This is a genomic window from Actinokineospora auranticolor (assembly GCF_002934265.1).
Lineage (GTDB): Bacteria > Actinomycetota > Actinomycetes > Mycobacteriales > Pseudonocardiaceae > Actinokineospora > Actinokineospora auranticolor.
This window is the reverse complement of sequence record NZ_PTIX01000019.1, coordinates 54,119-71,124: the sequence shown is the minus strand read 5'-3', so window position 1 is coordinate 71,124 and position 17,006 is coordinate 54,119. Positions and strand designations below refer to the sequence as shown.

Genomic DNA, 17,006 nt, shown 5'->3' with positions numbered 1-17,006 from the left:
TGAGTGGGTACGACCACTCGATCACTTGTCGAGCGGCCTCGCGGGCACTCCGGCCCAGGTCTGCCCGTCGGGCACGTCGGACAGCACGACGGCCCCCATGCCGATGACGGCGCACGCGCCGATCCGCAGGCCCTGGCGCACGAGCGAGCCCGCCCCGAGGTACGCGGACTCGCCGACGACCACCCCGCCCGCGAGCGCGGCCCGCCCCGCGCAGGTGGCGAAATCGCCGACGACGTCGTCGTGGGTGAACAGCACGTGCGGCATCGCCAGCACGTGCCTGCCGACCCGCTGGGGCGCGGTGATCACGGCGCCTGCCAGCAGGACCGTGCCCTCACCCAGCTCCACCCCCTGGGCCGCGGAGGCCAGGGGGTGGACGAGGGTGGCGTAGCGCTCGGGTGCCAGGCCGAGCCGCTCGACCACCGCGGCCCGGGCACCGGGGCGCGCGGGCGAGGCGACGCAGACCAGCACGAGCGCGTCGGTGTGCTCGTGCACCAGCTCGGACGGGCCGAGGACGGTCAGACCGTCCACATCGGCACCGTGCCGGGCCGGGTCGTCGTCGAGCAGGCCCAGCGGCTTGAACTCCGCGGGCAGCGCGCGCGCCGCCGCGAGCACCTCCCGAGCCAGACCGCCCGCGCCGACCAGCAGCAGCGGGGTGCTCACGCGTCGACTCGCAGCGACTTCACGAACTCGCGGTGCCAGACCTCCAACGACAGCAGCGTCCACAGCCGCGGCTGCTCGTTGCGGGTGCCCGCGTCGTGCTCGGCGAGCAGCCTGCGCACCGCGACCGCGTCCAGCGTCTGCGCGACGAAGGACGACGGGCCGGTCAGCAGGTCGTTGGCCATCTCCCGCAGGCCGCCGCGGAACCAGGCGTCCAGCGGCACCTTGAAGCCGGACTTGGCCCGGTCGACCACGTCGTCGGGCAGGTACCGGCGGGCGACCTCCTTGACCACCCACTTGGTCACGCCGTTGCGCACCTTGACCGCGCTGGGCAGCGAGAACGCGAGCTCGACCAGCCGGTGGTCGAGGAACGGCGGGCGCAGCTCCAGCGAGGCGGCCATGGACATCCGGTCGCCGCGCTCCAGCAGGTTGTCGGCCAGCCAGGCGTGCGAGTCGGCGTAGAGCATCCGGCTCAGCGCGTCGCCGCGACCGCGCTCGTACGGCGCGATGGCGCTGCGCACGGCGGGGCCGCCGAGCAGGCCGTCGCGCTCGCGCTCGGTGAACGGGGCGAACCAGCCGCGCATCCGCTCGGCCGAGCTGCCCTCGCCCATGGCCCGTACGGCCACGCCCAGCCGGGCCCGCGAGGCGGGCAGCGCGCGCTCCAACCGGGGCAGGAGGCGACCGCGCAGCGGCGCGGGCACCAGCCCGGCCCAGCGGGTGGCCTGGGCGAAGCGGTACTTGGGGTAGCCGCCGAACAGCTCGTCGCTGCCCTCGCCGGAGAGCACGACCTTGACCTGCCTGCGGGCCAGTTCGGCCAGCTTGAACACGGCCACGTCGGCGGGCTCGGACAGCGGCGCGTCCCGGTGCCAGCTCAGCTTGGACCAGGAGTCCTTGAAGTCGTCGGCGGTGACGATGACCTCGTGGTGCTCGCTGCCGACGATGCCGGACACCTTGCGCGCCCAGTCCAGCTCGTCGACCCGGGGGTCGCCGAACCCGGCGGAGAAGGTGTGCAGGCCGCCCTCGCCCTTGGCCCGCGCGGCCAACGCGGAGATCAGGCTGGAGTCGATGCCGCCGGACAGGTACGCGCCGACCGGCACGTCCGCGACCAGCGCGTCGTCGATCGAGGCGTCGAGCCCGTCGGCGACCAGCCGGACGGCCTCCTCCGGGGTGACGTCGCGGTGCGCCGCGTTGGCCGGGATCTGCCAGTACGCGCGCAGCCGCACCTGGCCGTCGCGGCCCAGCGTCAGCCGGTGCCCCTGCGGCACCTTCCGCACGCCCTCGACCAGGGTGTACGGCGCGGGGACCGAGCGGTGCGCCAGGTAGTCGTGCAGGCTGGCGGTGTCCACCCCCCGGTCGCCGATGGCGGGCAGCAGCGCCTTGATCTCCGAGGCGAACGCGAAGACCTCGGCGTCGAGGTAGTAGTACAGCGGCAGGATGCCGAGCCGGTCGCGGACCAGGTGCAGCTCACCGCTGTCCTCGTCGTGCAGGGCCAGGGCGAACTGCCCGCGCGCCTTGGTGATCGCGTCGATGCCGTCGCGCTCGAACAGCGCGAGCAGCGTCTCCGTGTCGCCGTTGGTGCGGAACGGGTAGTCGAGCTGCCCGCGCAGCTGCCGGTAGTTCAGGATCTCGCCGTTGAACGCGATCACCCGGCGCCGGTCCGGGGTCAGCATCGGCTGGACCGAGGCGTCCAGGTCGATGATGGACAGCCGGGTGTGCGCGAACCCGGTCGAGCCCTCGATCCAGGTCCCGGCGTCGTCGGGGCCGCGGTGGTGCAGCCGCCTGGCCATCTCCACCAGCACGGCCGGGTCGACCGGCGCCCCGTCGAGCCTGCGCACTCCGGCGATTCCACACATGGCTACCGCTGCCCTTCGGCCAGGTCCATCAACTGCCGGGCCCGAGAGTCCCAGGACGCGGGCAGCACCGCCTGCCGCCGTCCCTCCACAGTGGAGAGACCGCCGTCCTCGATGGTCGCCCGCACCGCCTCGACGAACGCGTCGTGGCCGCGCGCGATCCGGATGAGCTCGGGGTACTGGTGCACCTCGGGGAAGTCGGTGCTGACCACGGCGAGGCCGAGGGCCAGGTACTCCTTCATCTTGATCGGGTTGGCGTGCTTGATCCAGTCGTTGTCCAGCCACGGCATGATCGCCACGTCGAAGCCGGTGCCGTAGGCCGGGATCTCGGCGTACGGGCGGAAGTCCAGCCAGTGCACGTTCGGGTACTTCGCGAAGCGCTCCATGGACAGCGTCGCGTCGCCGATGAGCACCAGCGAGGCCTCGGGGAACTCCTGCGCCAGCCGCTCCAGCAGGTCGAAGTCGACCAGGTAGTCGTCGAGGCTGCCGAAGAACCCGATGCGCGGGCCGGGGATGCTCGCGATGTCCGCGGGCAGCCGGTCGCGGCGCTGGAAGTGCCGCAGGTCGACCCCGTGGTCGAGGAAGTGCGCCCGGTCCTGGGTGAGCCCGGACTCCTCGCCCTGCAGCTGGCGGCTGACGTAGAGGACGTGGTCGCTGCCGCCGAGCAGCTTGTCCTCGAGCGCGGCGATGGTGGTCTGGTCGGCCTCGGGGAACGCCGAGTGCCGGTCGGACCGGTTGAACACCAGCTTGCGGTGCGGCATGCCCTGCACCACGTCCCACGCGGTGGGGATGGTGGCGACCACGATCGGGTTGGGCATCCGCAGCACCGCGCACACGGCCCGAACCTGCGCGCGGACCAGCTTGGCGCCCAGCGCGCGCACCCGCTCGCTGCCGTAGAAGGGCAGCGGCAGCGGGGTCATCACGTAGTAGCCGGGCACGTCCGGCAGCGGGCGGCGCACCAGCTTGGCGACGCTACCCGCCTTGCGCAGGATGCGGCGCAGGAACTGGGTGCTCTTGCCCGGCGTGGGCATGCGCAGCCCGATGCTGTTGACCAGCAGCACCTTGCGGTGCTCGGCGACCCGGGTCATCAGCTGGAAGTCCGAGTGCGCCTGGTTGTGGTACCACCAGTCCTGCGCGGAGAAGCACACGTACGGCGGGGCGTCCTTGGCCTTCTTGTCCACACCGGACTTGGAGTCCAGCGGAGCGGGCCAGCGGCGGTACGACAGCAGCGCCTTGACCGCGGCCTTGTGCGTCTCGGCGCCGCGCAGCGCGCGGGGCGCGCTGTTGACCAGCACCGCGCCCCACATGGCGGCGGCGGCGACCTTGCCGTGCCGCTCGCGGTGCAGCCGGACCTTGTTGGTGACCACAAGGGACCACAGCCGCGGCGACGTGCCGGACTCGCCACCCAGGTGGACGGCCTGCGCGGAGGGCTCGTAGACGGTCGCGTACCCGCGCGCGCCCGCCCGCAGCATGAACTCGGTCTCCTCCGAGTACAGCAGGTAGCGCTCTTCGATCGGGCCGATCTCGTCGATGCACTCGCGGGTGACCAGCCAGGCCGCGCCGGTCGCCCAGTCCACCCGGCCCGGGCGCTCGTAGGCGCCGGGGCTGGTGACGGTCTCGCCGAGCGCGCCGAAGCGGCCCGCGCGCCTGCCGCCGAGCACGGCCTCGCCCAGGGTGCGCAGCACGCTGGGGGTGCGGCGCAGCGAGTGCTGCACCCGGCCGTCCGGCTCGGTCAGCTTCGGCGCCACGATGCCGACCCCGGGCCGCACGGCCGCGCGCAGCGCCGCGACGGCGCCGGGGGCCAACCGGATGTCGGCGTTGAGCACCAGCACGTCGCAGCCGTCGGCGTGCGCGAAGCCGGTGTTGACGCCCGCGGCGAAACCGTCGTTGCCGGGTCGGTGCACGACCTTGGCCTCGGTGTCGGCCGCCGCCACCGCGCCCGCGGTGTCGTCGGTCGACGCGTTGTCGACCACGATCACGCGCGCCTCGCCCGCGCCCTCGAGGGCGGCGGGCAGGGCGCGCAGGCAGTCGCCGATCACGTCGGCGCTGTTGTAGGTCACGATCACGATGGCGACCGGACGCTGGTACCGCTGTCCCCCGACCCCGGTGGTCACTTGGCCACCAACCCCAGCGCCTCGGCGAGGGCGCCGACCACGTGCTTCTGGTCGGCGTCGGTCAGCTCGTGGTGCAGCGGCAGGATGAGCGAGCGCCTGGCCAGCTCCTCGGTGCCGGGCAGCGCCGGGTGCGGGTGGCCGTCGTACGCGGGCTCCAGGTGCGCGGCCATGATGCCCCGGCGGGCCGAGACACCGGCCGCGGCCAGGCTCGACAGCACGTCCAGCAGCGGTGGCGCGTCCTCGGGCAGCGCGACCCAGAACGACTGGTAGTTCGTGGTGCCGTGCGCCGGGTCGGTGACCGCGCGCAGGCCCAGCGGGGCCAGCAGCTCGTGGTACCGCGCGGCGAGCGCCCGGCGCTGCTCGACGATGCCGTCGAGGCGGCCGAGCTGCACCAGGCCGACGGCGGCCTGGATGTCGGTCAGCCGGTAGTTGAACGCGGTCTCCACATAGGACTCGACGACCGCGCCGCCCGCCGCGTGCCGGTCCGCGGCCGACATGCTCATGCCGTGCTCGCGGAGCCTGCGCAGGCGGGTGGCCCACTCGGCGTTGTCGGTGGTCACCATGCCGCCCTCACCGGTGGTGAGCAGCTTGCGCGGGTGGAACGACCAGGCGGCCAGCAGCGCGCCGCTGCCGACCGGCTTGCCGTCCAAGGTGGACCCGGCGGCGCAGGCGGCGTCCTCCACGACCGGGATGTCCCCGGCCGCGGCGACGATCGACTTGACGTCCGCGGGCACACCGCCCTGGTGCACGACCAGCACGGCCTTGGTGGCCGGGGTGATGGCCGCGGCGACGGTCTCGGCGGTGAGGTTGCCGGTCAGCGGGTCGACGTCGGCGAACACCGGGGTGCCGCCGCAGTAGCGCACGGCGTTGGCGGTCGCGATGAACGACAGCGACGGCACGACGACCTCGTCACCGGCCTGGACACCCAGCAGGTGCAGGCACAGGTGCAGCGCGGTGGTGCAGCTGGACACGGCGATGCCGTGCTCGGCGCCGACGCGCGCGGCGAACTCCTGCTCGAACTTCGCCACCCGGGGACCCTGCGCCACCCAGCCGGAGCGCACGGCCTCCGCCGCGGCGAGGGCTTCCTCCTCGCCGAGCAGCGGCTTCATGACGGGGATCGCCATCAGAGCGCGCCCTCCCCGGCGCCGGCCTTCGCGGCGATTTCTTTCTCAGCGCGCCACCAGTCGACCAGGCCGCGCAGACCGTCGTGCAGACCGATCTCCGGCTTCCAGCCCAGGTCGCGCTCGACGGCGGTGATGTCGGCCAGGCGACGGGTGACACCGTTGACCTTGCGCTCGGGGCCGTGCTCGACGCCGAGGTCGGAGTCCATCGCGCCGAGCAGCGCCTTGGCCAGGCCGAGCAGGCTGGTCTCGCTGGAGCTGGCGATGTTGTAGACGGTGTCGGTGACGTCCGCCTTGGCGGCCAGCAGGTTGGCCCGGGCGATGTCGTGCACGTGCACGAAGTCCATCGTCTGCGCGCCGTCGCCGAAGATCAGCGGCGGCTTGCCCTCGACGATGCGCTCCATCCAGCGGATGAGGACCTCGGTGTAGAGGCCGTGCACGTCCATACGCGGACCGTAGACGTTGAAGTAGCGCAGCGCGACGTAGTCCAGGTCGTACATGGCCTTGAAGCTGCGCAGCATGCCCTCGTTGAACGCCTTCGCGGCGCCGTAGAAGGTGTCGTTGTTGTACGGGTGGTGCCGCTCGGTCGTCGGGAACGACTCGGCCAGGCCGTACACCGACGCCGACGAGGACGCGATGACCTTCTTGACGCCGTGCTCCGCCGCCGCCTCGATGACGGTGAAGGTGCCGTCGACCAGGCTCTCCAGCGCCAGCCGGGGCTCCTCGGCGCACTGCGTGATGCGGATGGCGGCCAGGTGGAACACCAGGTCCCGGCCCTTGGTCAGGTCGTGCACCAGCGCGCGGTCGTTGATGTCGCCCTCGACCAGGCGCACCCGGTCGCCACCGGCGGCGACCGCGTCGGCCAGGTTCTCCCGGCGGCCGCGGACCAGGTTGTCCAGCACGGTCACCTCGGCGGCGCCCGCGGCGATCAGCTGGTCCACGACGGAGGACCCGATGGTCCCGGCACCGCCGGTGACCAGGATGCGCTGGCCCTCGATCGGCTGCGCGCTCATGCGTTGGCTCCCTCGGTGCTGCTGTCGGTGTTCGAGGCGGCGAACTCGCCGCCGAGGATGGGTAGGAAGGCGCCGCCCTGGGCCAGGCTCGCGGACGCGGCCTCCAGGATGGACAGCACCTGCAGGCCGGAGCGGCCGTCGGTCAGCGGCGGGCGGCTCTCGGTGATCGAGGCGTGGAACTCGGCCATGACCGAGCGCAGCGCCTCCTTCTCCGGCAGCGCGGGGGCGACCATGTCGCCGGTCCGGTAGGAGATCAGGGTCTGGGCGCGCTCACCGGCGCCGACCTCCCCCGCCTCCTTGCGGTCCACGCCGCGGTCGTAGATGGCGACGCGCTGGGCCGGGTTCAGGTCGTCGAAGACCACGGTGCGCGCGGAGCCACCGATGATCATCGTGCGGACCTTGGTCGGGGACAGCCAGTTGACGTGCACGTGGGCCATGGCCCCGCCGGTCAGCTCGATGGTCAGATGGGCGACGCACGCGCGCCCCGCGCCGATCGGGTCCGAGCCGTGCGCGGCGACCGCGATCGGCTGCACGCCCTCCGGCAGGATCGACAGGAAGATCGACAGGTCGTGCGGGGCCAGGTCCCAGAGCACGTCCACGTCGGGCTGGACAAGGCCGAGGTTGATCCGCACCGAGTCCAGGTACTGCACTGAGCCGATGCCGCCGCCGCGGACCAGGTCGCGCAGGTGCTGCACGGCCGCGGTGTAGCAGTAGGTGTGGTCGAGCATCAGGGTCAGGCCGCGCCGGTCGGCGGCCTCGACGAGCTGGCGGCCCTCGGCGTAGGTCGCGGCGAGGGGCTTCTCCACCAGCACGTGCTTGCCCGCCTCCAGCGCGGCCATGGCGACCGGCAGGTGGGTGGCCGCCGGGGTGGCGATGGCCACCGCGTCGACCGACGGGTCGGCCAGCACCTCGTCGAGCGAGTCCGAGACCGCGACGGTGGAGTACTCGCCGAGCACCCGGCGGGCCCGGTCGGCGTCGAGGTCGCACAGGTACCGCAGCCGCAGCCCCGGCGTGGCCTGCGCGTTGCGCACCAGGTTCGGCCCCCAGTACCCCGCGCCGATGACGGCTAGCCCGATCGTTCCCACGCTGAATCCCCTTATGTGTTGCCTGTGGTTCCCGCCCGGGCCGGCCCCTGCGCCGATCCGGGGGTTTCGATTGCTTCCCCCCAGAAGCAGAACGCGCCTAGTACGCGCCCTGACCGGTGAACACCGCGCGGAACGTCTTCCACAGGATGACCGCGTCGAGCGCGAGCGACCAGTCCTCGACGTAGCGCAGGTCGAGCCGGACCGCTTCCTCCCACGGGAGGTCGCTGCGGCCGCTGACCTGCCACAGGCCGGTGAGGCCGGGCTTGACCAGCAGGCGGCGGCGCACGTCCGGGGCGTAGCGGGCGCTCTCCTCGGGCAGCGGCGGCCGGGGGCCGACCAGCGACATCGGGCCCGCGATCACGTTGAACAGCTGCGGCAGCTCATCGATCGAGTAGCGGCGCAGAATCGCACCCACCCGGGTGACGCGCGGGTCCTTGCGCATCTTGAACAGCAGGCCGTGGCCCTCGTTCTGCTCGGCGAGCTGGTTGACCATCTTGTGCGCGTCGACCACCATCGTGCGGAACTTGACGATGGTGAACTCGCGGCCGTCCTTGCCCACGCGGCGCTGCTTGTAGAACACCGGTCCGCGGTTGTCGACCGCGATGGCGATCGAGACCGCGATCATGACCGGGGCCAGCAGGGTCAGCAGGATGGCGGCGCCGACCTTGTCGAAGACGTCCTTGACCACGCGGCGCACACCGGTGAACGAGGGCGCGGAGACCCGCAGCAGCGGCATGCCGAGCACGGCGTCGACGTGCAGCCGGGGCCCGGCCACCTCCATCAGCACCGGCGCGACGACCATCTCGGCACCGGAGCCCTCGAGCTTCCACGCCAGCTGCTGCAGGCGCTTGGGCGTCCAGTAGGCGTCCGGGGTGACCGCGACGATCCGGTACCCGCCGCGGCGGGCGTGGGTGGCCAGGTCGCGCAGCTGCCCGACCACCGGGATGCCGTCGATCTCGGTGACGCCCTCGCCGAGGCCGTCGGTGGTGCACACCGCGTCCACGCGCCAGCCCAGGTGCGCGGCGCCGCGGGTGCGGGTGATGAGGTCGCGGACGGTGTCCAGGTTGCCCGCGGCCATCACCGGCAGCAGGCAGCGGCCCTCGCGGCGAGCGCGGTGCAGCAGCTGGCGCAGCACGTAGCGCATCGGGAAGACCAGCAGCGCGGTCGCGGGCACGACCACGAACACCCAGGGGCGGATGCGGGTGATGTCGAACAGCAGCCCGCCCAGCGCCAGCACCACCGCCGCCGCCACGAACGCGCGGCCTAACCGGCGGAACTCCTCGGCGCCCTGACCGAGCACTGCGAGATTCCACACCCGGAAAACCATCAGGGAGGCGACCAGCACGCCGAAGGTGACGATGCCGGTCGGGGTGACGAGCGGGCTGGACGGGTCCACCCGGTTCGCGACGAAACCGCCGACGACCAGGACGCCGAACAGCACGGAGATCAGGTCCGAGAGCAGCACCCCGGTGCGGTAGCGCGGCTCCCACCCCGCGACCGGCGGGAACGACGGCTCACCCGCGGGCAGGCGACGGACACCTGCGGGCGCGGGCCACATGGTCGTTCTCCGGCGCGGCAGGCCAACTTGGTCACGCATCGTGTATCCCCCGGTTCGGGTGGATTGGGCATGCACGGTCACGGGCCGTCCCCGAGTGCCCTCGCCGTGGACAAAAGTGGTGCTGAGCCAACTCCCGAGCTGCGGCGGTCGGACCCTGGCTGCGATAGCTCATTCGCTTGGTTACCCGGGCTCGTTACACGGAGGGTTAGTTCCTATGTAACCCACTCGGAGACCACGACGGTGTGAAGGCAACCGAGTACACACTGGGTAACTCTCGATGATGCACAGACGTGACCAACCCAAGGCCGACCGCGCTGGTGACACCTGGTGCGGCGCACACTGTGGACGGTCCGGCTCGACGGGCGGGCCAGGTGACAGAGCGTATAACTTAAGGCCGGCTAGTCACCGTATTCAGTGAGCGCGGGCTAGATCACAGCGCCGGTGAGCCCACCAGACTGTCACATCAGGCGGCGCTCGCCTGCCCCCGTACGGAGCCATCGGGATTGCGCCGGGAGCGGCGGAAGATATCCACCAATACCCAATTTATGGCGTCCGACCAGCGGAACTTCACCTGATATGCATCTCCGGGCATAGATCACGCAGGGTGGTATGACCCGCGAGCCGGGGCGGGCGTTCCATATCACGGCATGTATATGCATCACCTATCTGTGTCTCGCCTCACACATCAACTTCGACCACCTCTACCAACGCCCGTGCCGCCGGGCGGAGCCTCCTCTGGACGGCCGAGAGAGGTGGCGGATGCGCGCCACCGGACCAGTCGCCGGGGCCGGACGGCGCAACACCCTCGTCCCCACCCCAACGACCCCGTGTAGGCGAGGTCACCGGTGAACCTCGAACCAGCTCGCTCCACACGCCGCCAACCGTGACCACAGTGGTACGCAAAGCCACTTTGTTGTCTGTATAGGTGTCCCACGAACAGGTCATGCCACCATTCGCGCGTGCTAGCAGTGACCGATTCGCCGGAAGAGCCGCCACAGAAGAGTGGCCGGTGGGCCACCTGGGTGGTCGCACTGGTCGTCGCCGTACCGGTAGGGCTGACCGTGGCGTGGACCGGCCTCAACCACGACGTCCGCTACGTACTGGGCGGCCTGCGGGGTGGCAGGCGCAGGCGGCCTGTCGGCCGCGGAAACCTTCATCCACCGCCCCTTGGCCTACCGCCTGCTGATGTCAGGCCTGGACACCGCGTCCCCCGAAGGCCTCCGGCTACACGAGGGCGCGATACGCGCCATCGTCCTGCTCATCACCGCGGCCCTCTGCTGGTGGCTGGCCAAAGCGCTACGCGCACACCTCCCACGCACCCAGGCCAAACGCCGTAGCCGCGGCAGCCTGCGTAGCCCTGGCCCTCGCACCCAACTGGGGCTTCCTACAACCGGAGTGGACAGCCGCCCTGGCCGCCGTCGGCGCCGTCGCAGGCGCGCTGTCATTCCGCCGAACACTCCCAGCCGCCCTGGTAGGCGGCACATTCCTGGCCTTGGTCGTCCTGGTGAAGTTCGCGACCGCCCCCACCGCGATCGTCACCTTCGCCGCCATCGCCGCCCTCTCCTGGCGCCGAGCCTGGTGGACCCTGGCCGCGGCGATCCCCATCGGAGCCGGACTGTTCGGTCTCTCGGTACTGATCGAACCCCGCGAATGGCGCTGCTGTTCGAACTCCCCTACCTGAACCCACCCAACCCGATCACCACCGGCCACTTCGGCACCGACGAGCTGCGCGCCCTGGCCCTGACCACCGCCAACGAGGCCCTACTCGGCCCGATCATCGCCGCCCTACCCATAGCCCTGGTAGCCCTGGCCAAAACCGCCCCCACCCGCCGCAGCGCCACGGCCTGGATCGCCTTCCCCCTCTTGGCCGTGGCCACTCTCCTCGCAGGCCTGGCCGCCCAAGCCCAGTGGTTCCAGTACCACATCGTCGCCCTGGCCATCCTCGCCGCGACCACTTGGTCCCTAGCCGTCACCAGATGGCACGCCCACTACGGCCGACTCCCCTGGACCCTGGTGACCACCACAGCCATCCTCGGCATCGCGACCCCACTAGCGGTCGCCCCACCCCTCCCCTGGCGCCTGGCCCACGCCAAAGAGGTCTTCCTGGTCGCAGCCCTACTGGTCTTGGCCGCCACCGCCCTGACCGCAGTAGCCCGCACCGGCCTACGCCGCACCAGCCTCCGCCCACCCACCGCCACCGTCGTCGCCTCGGTAGCCGCCACTGCCGCCCTGGCAGTCCCCACCTGGCCGCAAAGCCCCTACTCCTACAGCAACGTCCATTCCGCCTACACCAACACCGAGCGAGTAACCACAACCCAAACCCGGCTAGCGAACATGGCCGAAGCCCACACCCTCATCGGCCCGGACACCCAAGTCATGTACCTGGCCTTCGGCGACCTGGACTACCTCCTGAACAACCCCACCACCTGCACCTACCCCTCCCCGGTCTTCCTCCAGCGCAGCACCTACCTCCCCAAAGCCGCCACCCTGGAGAGCTACCGCGAAGCCCTGGCTTGCCTGGACGACCCCAACATCCACTACCTCGTCTGGCAACCCTCCTGGTTCACCCCCAGCGCCCTCCCCCAAGACGCCCAAACCAAACTCACCACCACCTGGACCTGCCCCCCCCCCCCCCCCCCCCCCCCCCCCGAACTCATCTACTGCCCCCGCAAGTAACCCACCCCGCACCCAGGGCAAGAAGAGGAAGAACAAGGCAAGAGGAACACGCAAGAGGAACACGGGAGCACCCCAGCCACGCTGGTTCGGCCACCAGCCGCACCGTGGGGGTCTGGGGGGTCGCCCCCCAGAAACGAAAACGGGCGACCCGGCCTGCACTTTCCGCAGGCACGGGTCGCCCGAGCACGTGGCCAGGGGCGGGGTCGAACCGCCGACCTACCGCTTTTCAGGCGGTCGCTCGTACCAACTGAGCTACCTGGCCAAGTCACACACAACCAACATCGCACTTACAACTTACACACCACAGTCCGGGGAACCATCCGCCCCCACCTACACAAAACCCCCATCCGTGCTGGTCACCTACCAGCGTATCCACGCTGGTTCCGGTGAAGCTCGCACCGTGGGGGTCTGGGGGTTCGCCCCCCAGAAGCTTCCGAGAGTTTCCCATGTCTGCGCTCTCCGCAGACATGGGACACCCAGGAAACTCGCGACCCTGACGGGACTCGAACCCGCGACCTTCGCCGTGACAGGGCGACGCGCTAACCAACTGCGCCACAGGGCCTTGCGTACTGCTCGTCTTGCCGGTCCAACCGTACTACATGGTACTTCCGTGCTCCCAACGGGATTCGAACCCGCGCTGCCGCCTTGAAAGGGCGGAGTCCTAGGCCGCTAGACGATGGGAGCCCGACCAACCAATTCCGGGCGAACCGATCGACCGCGCTTCCCGGTTCCGCTTGGGACCGCTGGGGCCCGTCCGCTTCCCTGGGAGCAACGATAGCTTAGGGCACACCCCCTGGGTCTTCCAAAACGGGTTACCCACATGGGTCCCCACCTGCGAAAACGCCGTCCGCCGCGGCCGTCGGGTGTCGATCTCGGCCCGGCCGGTCCCCCGGCGGGCCCGACGGGTGCCGGGGCGGGCCCGTCCGCGGCTGCCGCGGGCCGCTTTTCGGGGGTGATTACCCGGCCGCGAAAAAGCGCTGCGATCCCTTCCCGCGGCACCGGGCGGGGATCGCAGCGCTTCCCATTTTCGGTTGTTTTCCCGGTCTGCTGGGAATCCGTTCGCCTTCGATTGTCCCGCCCTGCCCCCAGGCCGGTGGAAATGATCTTCGAAGTCTGCGCGCAGGATTGCGTCCGGCGGCGGGACCTGGCGGTGGATCACCCGGCGCGACCGGTTCGGTCAACATCGGATGGTCGTGCCCCGATCACCTCCGGACAGCGGGAATCCCGTCCTCACCATCGATCAGACCGAGCATCTCGAGCAGTTCGCGACAGTCCTCAGCGGACTGCGCGCCCATCGCGACCGCAAGGCGGGCGCGGCGGACCTGCTCGTCGGAGACCCGGGAGCTTTCCCCGGACCGGGGTGCGGGCACGCCGGTCGAGAACGGGCCGGACCCCCCAAGACTGTCTTGCTGGAGAAGGAAACTGCGCACCTCGAGTGAACCGCTCATGGCTGCCTCCCCGGCTTTTGTTTGGCGTGAGGCTATGAGACAAGTCCCCGCGCACACAGCCCCCCGCAGAGTGAAACGCACCCCACGCTCAGTAGCCGTGCGTGATCGGTTTTCCGATCCGGGAGTCGGGATTGCCAGGAGTTCACCGATCATGCGCTCACCCGTTCGGACGGCCGCGCGGGTGATCGACACCGTCCGCACGCCGAACTCTTACCCCGTAGGGGTATCATCGCCGGTATGTCGCACACCCCGGGACCCGCGTACAGCGCCAAGAAGGACGCCCACCAGCGCAGATTACGCCGCGTGGAGGGCCAGGTGCGCGGGCTGCAGCGGATGGTCGACGAGGACTCGTACTGCATCGACGTGCTCACGCAGGTCTCCGCGGCGACCAAGGCCCTGCAGGCCTTCGCCCTGGAGCTGCTGGAGGAGCACATGGCGCACTGCGTGGTCGACGCCGCGCGCACCAGCGACGAGGCGGCCGCGGCGAAGGTCCGCGAGGCGGCCGAGGCGATCGCGCGACTGGTCAAGTCGTAGTGGCCGTGGCAACCGGTGAACCGGTTGGCAGCAGCGCCCGGGAGAACGGCACCCGGTAGACAACAGCACTACGTCAAGTCCCCACCCAGGACGAGGCGAGCACCCCACGAGAGGAAGACCCGTGTCCCTGCAGACCGTCTACACCATCTCGGGCATGACCTGCGGCCACTGCGCCGCCTCGGTGACCGAGGAGCTCTCCGGCATCACCGGCGTCTCCGACGTCGCGGTCGACCTGGCCTCCGGCGCGGTCACCGTGACCAGTTCGGACAGCCTGGACCGCGCGGACGTGGCCGCCGCCGTCACGGAGGCGGGCTACGTGCTGGCGGGCTGAGCGGCGTTCGCGCTGCTCATAGCGGTGGGAAGGCCACAGGGCAAGACGAACATCAGGTGAACATTACCGACAAGTTTTCCGCCGCAGGCTCTCCCGCGAGACGCGTGCGCGTGCAACAATCGACGGGCTGACACACCCCCGGTCAGCGCCTGTGGAGATCCCCTCCGGCCCCCGCGTTCCTCCCCCTGGCGCGGGGGCCTCTCCATTTCCGCAGGTCGGCGCGGTGCGGGCGATCAGGTTGCTATGAGCGCGATCACATCGGTCGCGACGGCGTGGCCGAACCGTTATCGTGTCCCGGTGCCTTTTCCCTCTTTTGGACGCAGCCGCACCGACCTGAAGGCGGTCGGCACCAACACGGGGCGCCACCGCACCGTCGGTCGCGAGCAGGCCGAGGAAGCCGTGCCCGACGACGAGCTCGTGTCCTACCTGGCCGCCCTGGCCCCGGACGTCGACAACGAGACCACCGCTCCCGGCCGCCGCTTCGGCAGCGCCGAGGTCTTCCAGCTCCGGCTGTCCCTCGCGGCCACCGAGCAGCTGCGCGAACTGGCCGCGTACCGCCAGACCTCCCCGATGGCCCTGGCCCAGGAATGGATCATGCAGCGGCTGGAATGGGAAGCCCAGCAGTTGCAGCGTTCCTGACCCACCGACGCCGAAAGCGCCGTCGCGTTCCCGCGCGGCTTTCCCGGCGCCCGCAGCCCACCACATCCGCACCAGTGAGCCCCGGCCAGGCGTGGCCGGGGCTCACTGGCGTTGTACGGCTTTTACAGCGGGACGACGTTCGTCGCCTGCGGGCCCTTGGTGCCCTGCCCGACCTCGAACTCGACCCGCTGGTTCTCCTCAAGGGTGCGGAAGCCCTTGCTCTGAATCTCCGAGTAGTGCACGAAGACATCGGCGCCGCCGTTGTCCTGCGCGATAAAGCCGAAGCCCTTCTCGGAGTTGAACCACTTGACAGTGCCCTGTGCCATAAACCTGCCTCCATCGCAGGAGCATGGGGTTGCACCGTGCAACCCCGGGCCGCCCCTCGGGCGATACTTCCGCCCACTGCAGCGGAAAAGCAGCGCGCCCGCGTCGTCGTTCCGCGAGCGTGAATAAAAGCACGAACACAGAAACCACGGCCTGCAACCGAAAGCGTATCGGCTCGCCCCTGGCCGCACTACTGCCTGACGGGCGCTCGGCTAGCCCAAGCGGGTGATCTCCTCAGGTACGCTCCGGAGTGGCCGCATCGCTCTCCGGAATCCTCGCGAAATCCAGCGAACGTGACATGAGTCACAAAGTACGTGGCCAACGTCCCGATGCGCCACAGCGTCGTTATGGGTGTCGGATGGCTTGTGGGGGAAGGAAACGCAGATGATCAGGCGCGGGTTCGGGGGACGGCGGCGGGTGTACCCGGTGGCACTGCTCGGCGCCGGGTTGGTCGCGGTGCTCGCGCTGAGCGGCTGCACCTCCGGTGAGACGGCGGCGGCGACGAGCGCGAGTGGCGGTGGCGGCGGCGGGAAGACCGCCGAGGCGCCGCGCAGCCAGGAGGCCAAGCTGGTCGCCACGCCCGCGGTCGACGCCAAGGACGCCAGCCCGGCCGGGCCGATCACCATGGCGGTCACCGACGGCGCGCTGCAGGCGGTCACGCTGACCAACGCGGAGGGCAAGCAGGTCAAGGGGGAGCTGGCCGCGGACAAGTCCACCTGGACGGTCACCGAGCACCTCGGCTACGGCAAGACCTACACCTGGGCGGGCAGCGCGGTCGGCGCCGACGGCGCGACCAAGCAGCTCAACGGCTCGTTCACCACGGTCAAGCCGAAGCGGCAGATGGGCGCGAGCCTGAACACCGGCGACGGCAAGACCTACGGCATCGCGATGCCGATCGCGGTCGCGTTCGACGCCCCGGTCAAGGACAGGGTCGCCGCGCAGAAGGCGATGAAGGTGGCCACCACGCCGGAGACCGAAGGCGCCTGGGCCTGGCTGGACGACCGCACCGCGCACTGGCGGCCGAAGGAGTACTACAAGCCCGGTACCACCGTCCGGGTCACGGTCGGCATCTACGGGGTGGACCTCGGCGGCGGCACCTACGGCAGCGACGACATCACCTCGTCGTTCACCATCGGCCGCTCGCAGATCGTGCGCGCCGACACCCAGACCCACCGCATGGTCGTGATCACCGACGGCACGCAGACCCAGGACTTCCCGGCGTCGATGGGCCTGGAGTCCGACCCGGGCCGGGTCACCAAGAGCGGCACGCACGTGGTCATGAGCAAGCACGCCACCTACGGCATGACCAACCCGAAGTACAACTACGAGAACGTGATGGTGCCCTGGGCCGTCCGCATCTCGAACAACGGCGAGTTCGTGCACGGCTACGCGAACTCCATCCCGCAGCAGGGCAAGCGCAACGTCTCGCACGGCTGCATCAACCTCTCGCCCGCCAACGCGAAGATCTACTACGACTCGGTGCTGCCGGGCGACCCGGTGGAGATCACCGGCAGCAACCAGCAGCTCAGCTCGGCCGACGGCGACTACTACGACTGGGCCGTGTCCTGGGACAAGTGGACGTCGATGTCGGCCACCTCGAACTGACCGCCGGGCGGGACCCGAGGGTGGCTTCCCCAGTGGAGGCCACCCCCGGTG

General features: G+C 70.5%; 15 protein-coding genes and 3 tRNA genes. 6 read left to right on the top strand and 12 right to left on the bottom strand.

What is annotated here, in order from left to right:
- Window positions 1–21 precede the first annotated feature (21 nt).
- From CLV40_RS27430 to CLV40_RS27400, 7 genes are all read right to left on the bottom strand, one after another.
- Complete coding sequence (locus CLV40_RS27430; protein ID WP_104481883.1) at window positions 22–660, bottom strand: acetyltransferase; 639 nt, start codon at window positions 658–660, stop codon at window positions 22–24.
- Window positions 657–2,510 carry an asparagine synthase (glutamine-hydrolyzing) gene (gene asnB / locus CLV40_RS27425; protein ID WP_181043769.1) on the bottom strand — a complete coding sequence of 618 codons (1,854 nt, stop codon included), beginning with the start codon at window positions 2,508–2,510 and terminating at the stop codon, window positions 657–659. The genes CLV40_RS27430 and asnB overlap by 4 nt, the downstream gene beginning before the upstream one ends.
- 2 nt (window positions 2,511–2,512) lie before the next feature.
- Window positions 2,513–4,621, bottom strand: a complete 2,109-nt coding sequence (locus tag CLV40_RS27420; RefSeq protein WP_104481881.1) for a glycosyltransferase — start codon at window positions 4,619–4,621, stop codon at window positions 2,513–2,515.
- Entirely contained in the window at window positions 4,618–5,745 is a 1,128-nt protein-coding gene (locus CLV40_RS27415) for a DegT/DnrJ/EryC1/StrS family aminotransferase (RefSeq protein WP_245931600.1), read from the bottom strand. The genes CLV40_RS27420 and CLV40_RS27415 overlap by 4 nt, the downstream gene beginning before the upstream one ends.
- The gene (locus CLV40_RS27410) at window positions 5,745–6,755 is read right to left on the bottom strand and encodes an NAD-dependent epimerase/dehydratase family protein (protein WP_104481880.1); all 1,011 of its coding nucleotides are present in this window, start codon (window positions 6,753–6,755) and stop codon (window positions 5,745–5,747) included. The genes CLV40_RS27415 and CLV40_RS27410 overlap by 1 nt, the downstream gene beginning before the upstream one ends.
- Window positions 6,752–7,840, bottom strand: a complete 1,089-nt coding sequence (locus tag CLV40_RS27405; protein ID WP_104481879.1) for a Gfo/Idh/MocA family protein — start codon at window positions 7,838–7,840, stop codon at window positions 6,752–6,754. Before CLV40_RS27405 ends, CLV40_RS27410 begins: the two co-directional genes overlap by 4 nt.
- A gap of 97 nt (window positions 7,841–7,937) precedes the next feature.
- Window positions 7,938–9,398: a sugar transferase gene (locus CLV40_RS27400; RefSeq protein WP_104481878.1), complete on the bottom strand. Its 1,461-nt coding sequence runs from the start codon at window positions 9,396–9,398 to the stop codon at window positions 7,938–7,940.
- A 1,492-nt stretch (window positions 9,399–10,890) separates the two neighbouring features.
- Here CLV40_RS27400 and CLV40_RS27395 point away from each other — a divergent pair.
- Together CLV40_RS27395 and CLV40_RS40430 are read left to right on the top strand one after the other, a co-directional pair.
- Window positions 10,891–11,079 (top strand): hypothetical protein, encoded by a 189-nt coding sequence (locus CLV40_RS27395; RefSeq protein WP_104481877.1) that lies wholly within the window; start codon window positions 10,891–10,893, stop codon window positions 11,077–11,079.
- Window positions 11,049–12,074 (top strand): hypothetical protein, encoded by a 1,026-nt coding sequence (locus CLV40_RS40430; protein ID WP_104481876.1) that lies wholly within the window; start codon window positions 11,049–11,051, stop codon window positions 12,072–12,074. The genes CLV40_RS27395 and CLV40_RS40430 overlap by 31 nt, the downstream gene beginning before the upstream one ends.
- Window positions 12,075–12,262: 188 nt before the next feature.
- Here CLV40_RS40430 and CLV40_RS27385 read toward each other — a convergent pair.
- From CLV40_RS27385 to CLV40_RS27370, 4 genes are all read right to left on the bottom strand, one after another.
- A tRNA-Phe gene (locus tag CLV40_RS27385) sits at window positions 12,263–12,336 on the bottom strand.
- Window positions 12,337–12,562: 226 nt separating this feature from the next.
- Window positions 12,563–12,636 (bottom strand) — tRNA-Asp (locus tag CLV40_RS27380).
- Between the two features lie 49 nt (window positions 12,637–12,685).
- Window positions 12,686–12,758, bottom strand: a tRNA-Glu gene (locus CLV40_RS27375).
- 518 nt (window positions 12,759–13,276) lie between these two features.
- Window positions 13,277–13,522, bottom strand: a complete 246-nt coding sequence (locus CLV40_RS27370; RefSeq protein ID WP_104481875.1) for a hypothetical protein — start codon at window positions 13,520–13,522, stop codon at window positions 13,277–13,279.
- A gap of 237 nt (window positions 13,523–13,759) precedes the next feature.
- On the opposite strand from CLV40_RS27370, the gene CLV40_RS27365 reads away from it, so the two are divergent.
- The 3 genes from CLV40_RS27365 to CLV40_RS27355 all read left to right on the top strand — a co-directional run bounded on the left by CLV40_RS27365 (window position 13,760) and on the right by CLV40_RS27355 (window position 15,026).
- Complete coding sequence (locus CLV40_RS27365) at window positions 13,760–14,056, top strand: metal-sensitive transcriptional regulator (RefSeq protein ID WP_104481874.1); 297 nt, start codon at window positions 13,760–13,762, stop codon at window positions 14,054–14,056.
- A 121-nt stretch (window positions 14,057–14,177) separates the two neighbouring features.
- Complete coding sequence (locus CLV40_RS27360) at window positions 14,178–14,387, top strand: heavy-metal-associated domain-containing protein (protein ID WP_181043768.1); 210 nt, start codon at window positions 14,178–14,180, stop codon at window positions 14,385–14,387.
- Window positions 14,388–14,684: 297 nt separating this feature from the next.
- Entirely contained in the window at window positions 14,685–15,026 is a 342-nt protein-coding gene (locus CLV40_RS27355; protein ID WP_104481945.1) for a hypothetical protein, read from the top strand.
- A 122-nt stretch (window positions 15,027–15,148) separates the two neighbouring features.
- Here the strand turns inward: CLV40_RS27355 and CLV40_RS27350 are convergent, their stop codons facing one another.
- A complete protein-coding gene (locus CLV40_RS27350; RefSeq protein WP_026425160.1) occupies window positions 15,149–15,352 on the bottom strand; it encodes a cold-shock protein in 204 nt (67 codons plus the stop codon).
- Window positions 15,353–15,734: 382 nt separating this feature from the next.
- On the opposite strand from CLV40_RS27350, the gene CLV40_RS27345 reads away from it, so the two are divergent.
- On the top strand, window positions 15,735–16,955 hold the full coding sequence (locus CLV40_RS27345; protein ID WP_104481873.1) for a L,D-transpeptidase: 1,221 nt from the start codon (window positions 15,735–15,737) through the stop codon (window positions 16,953–16,955).
- The last annotated feature ends 51 nt before the right edge of the window (window positions 16,956–17,006 follow it).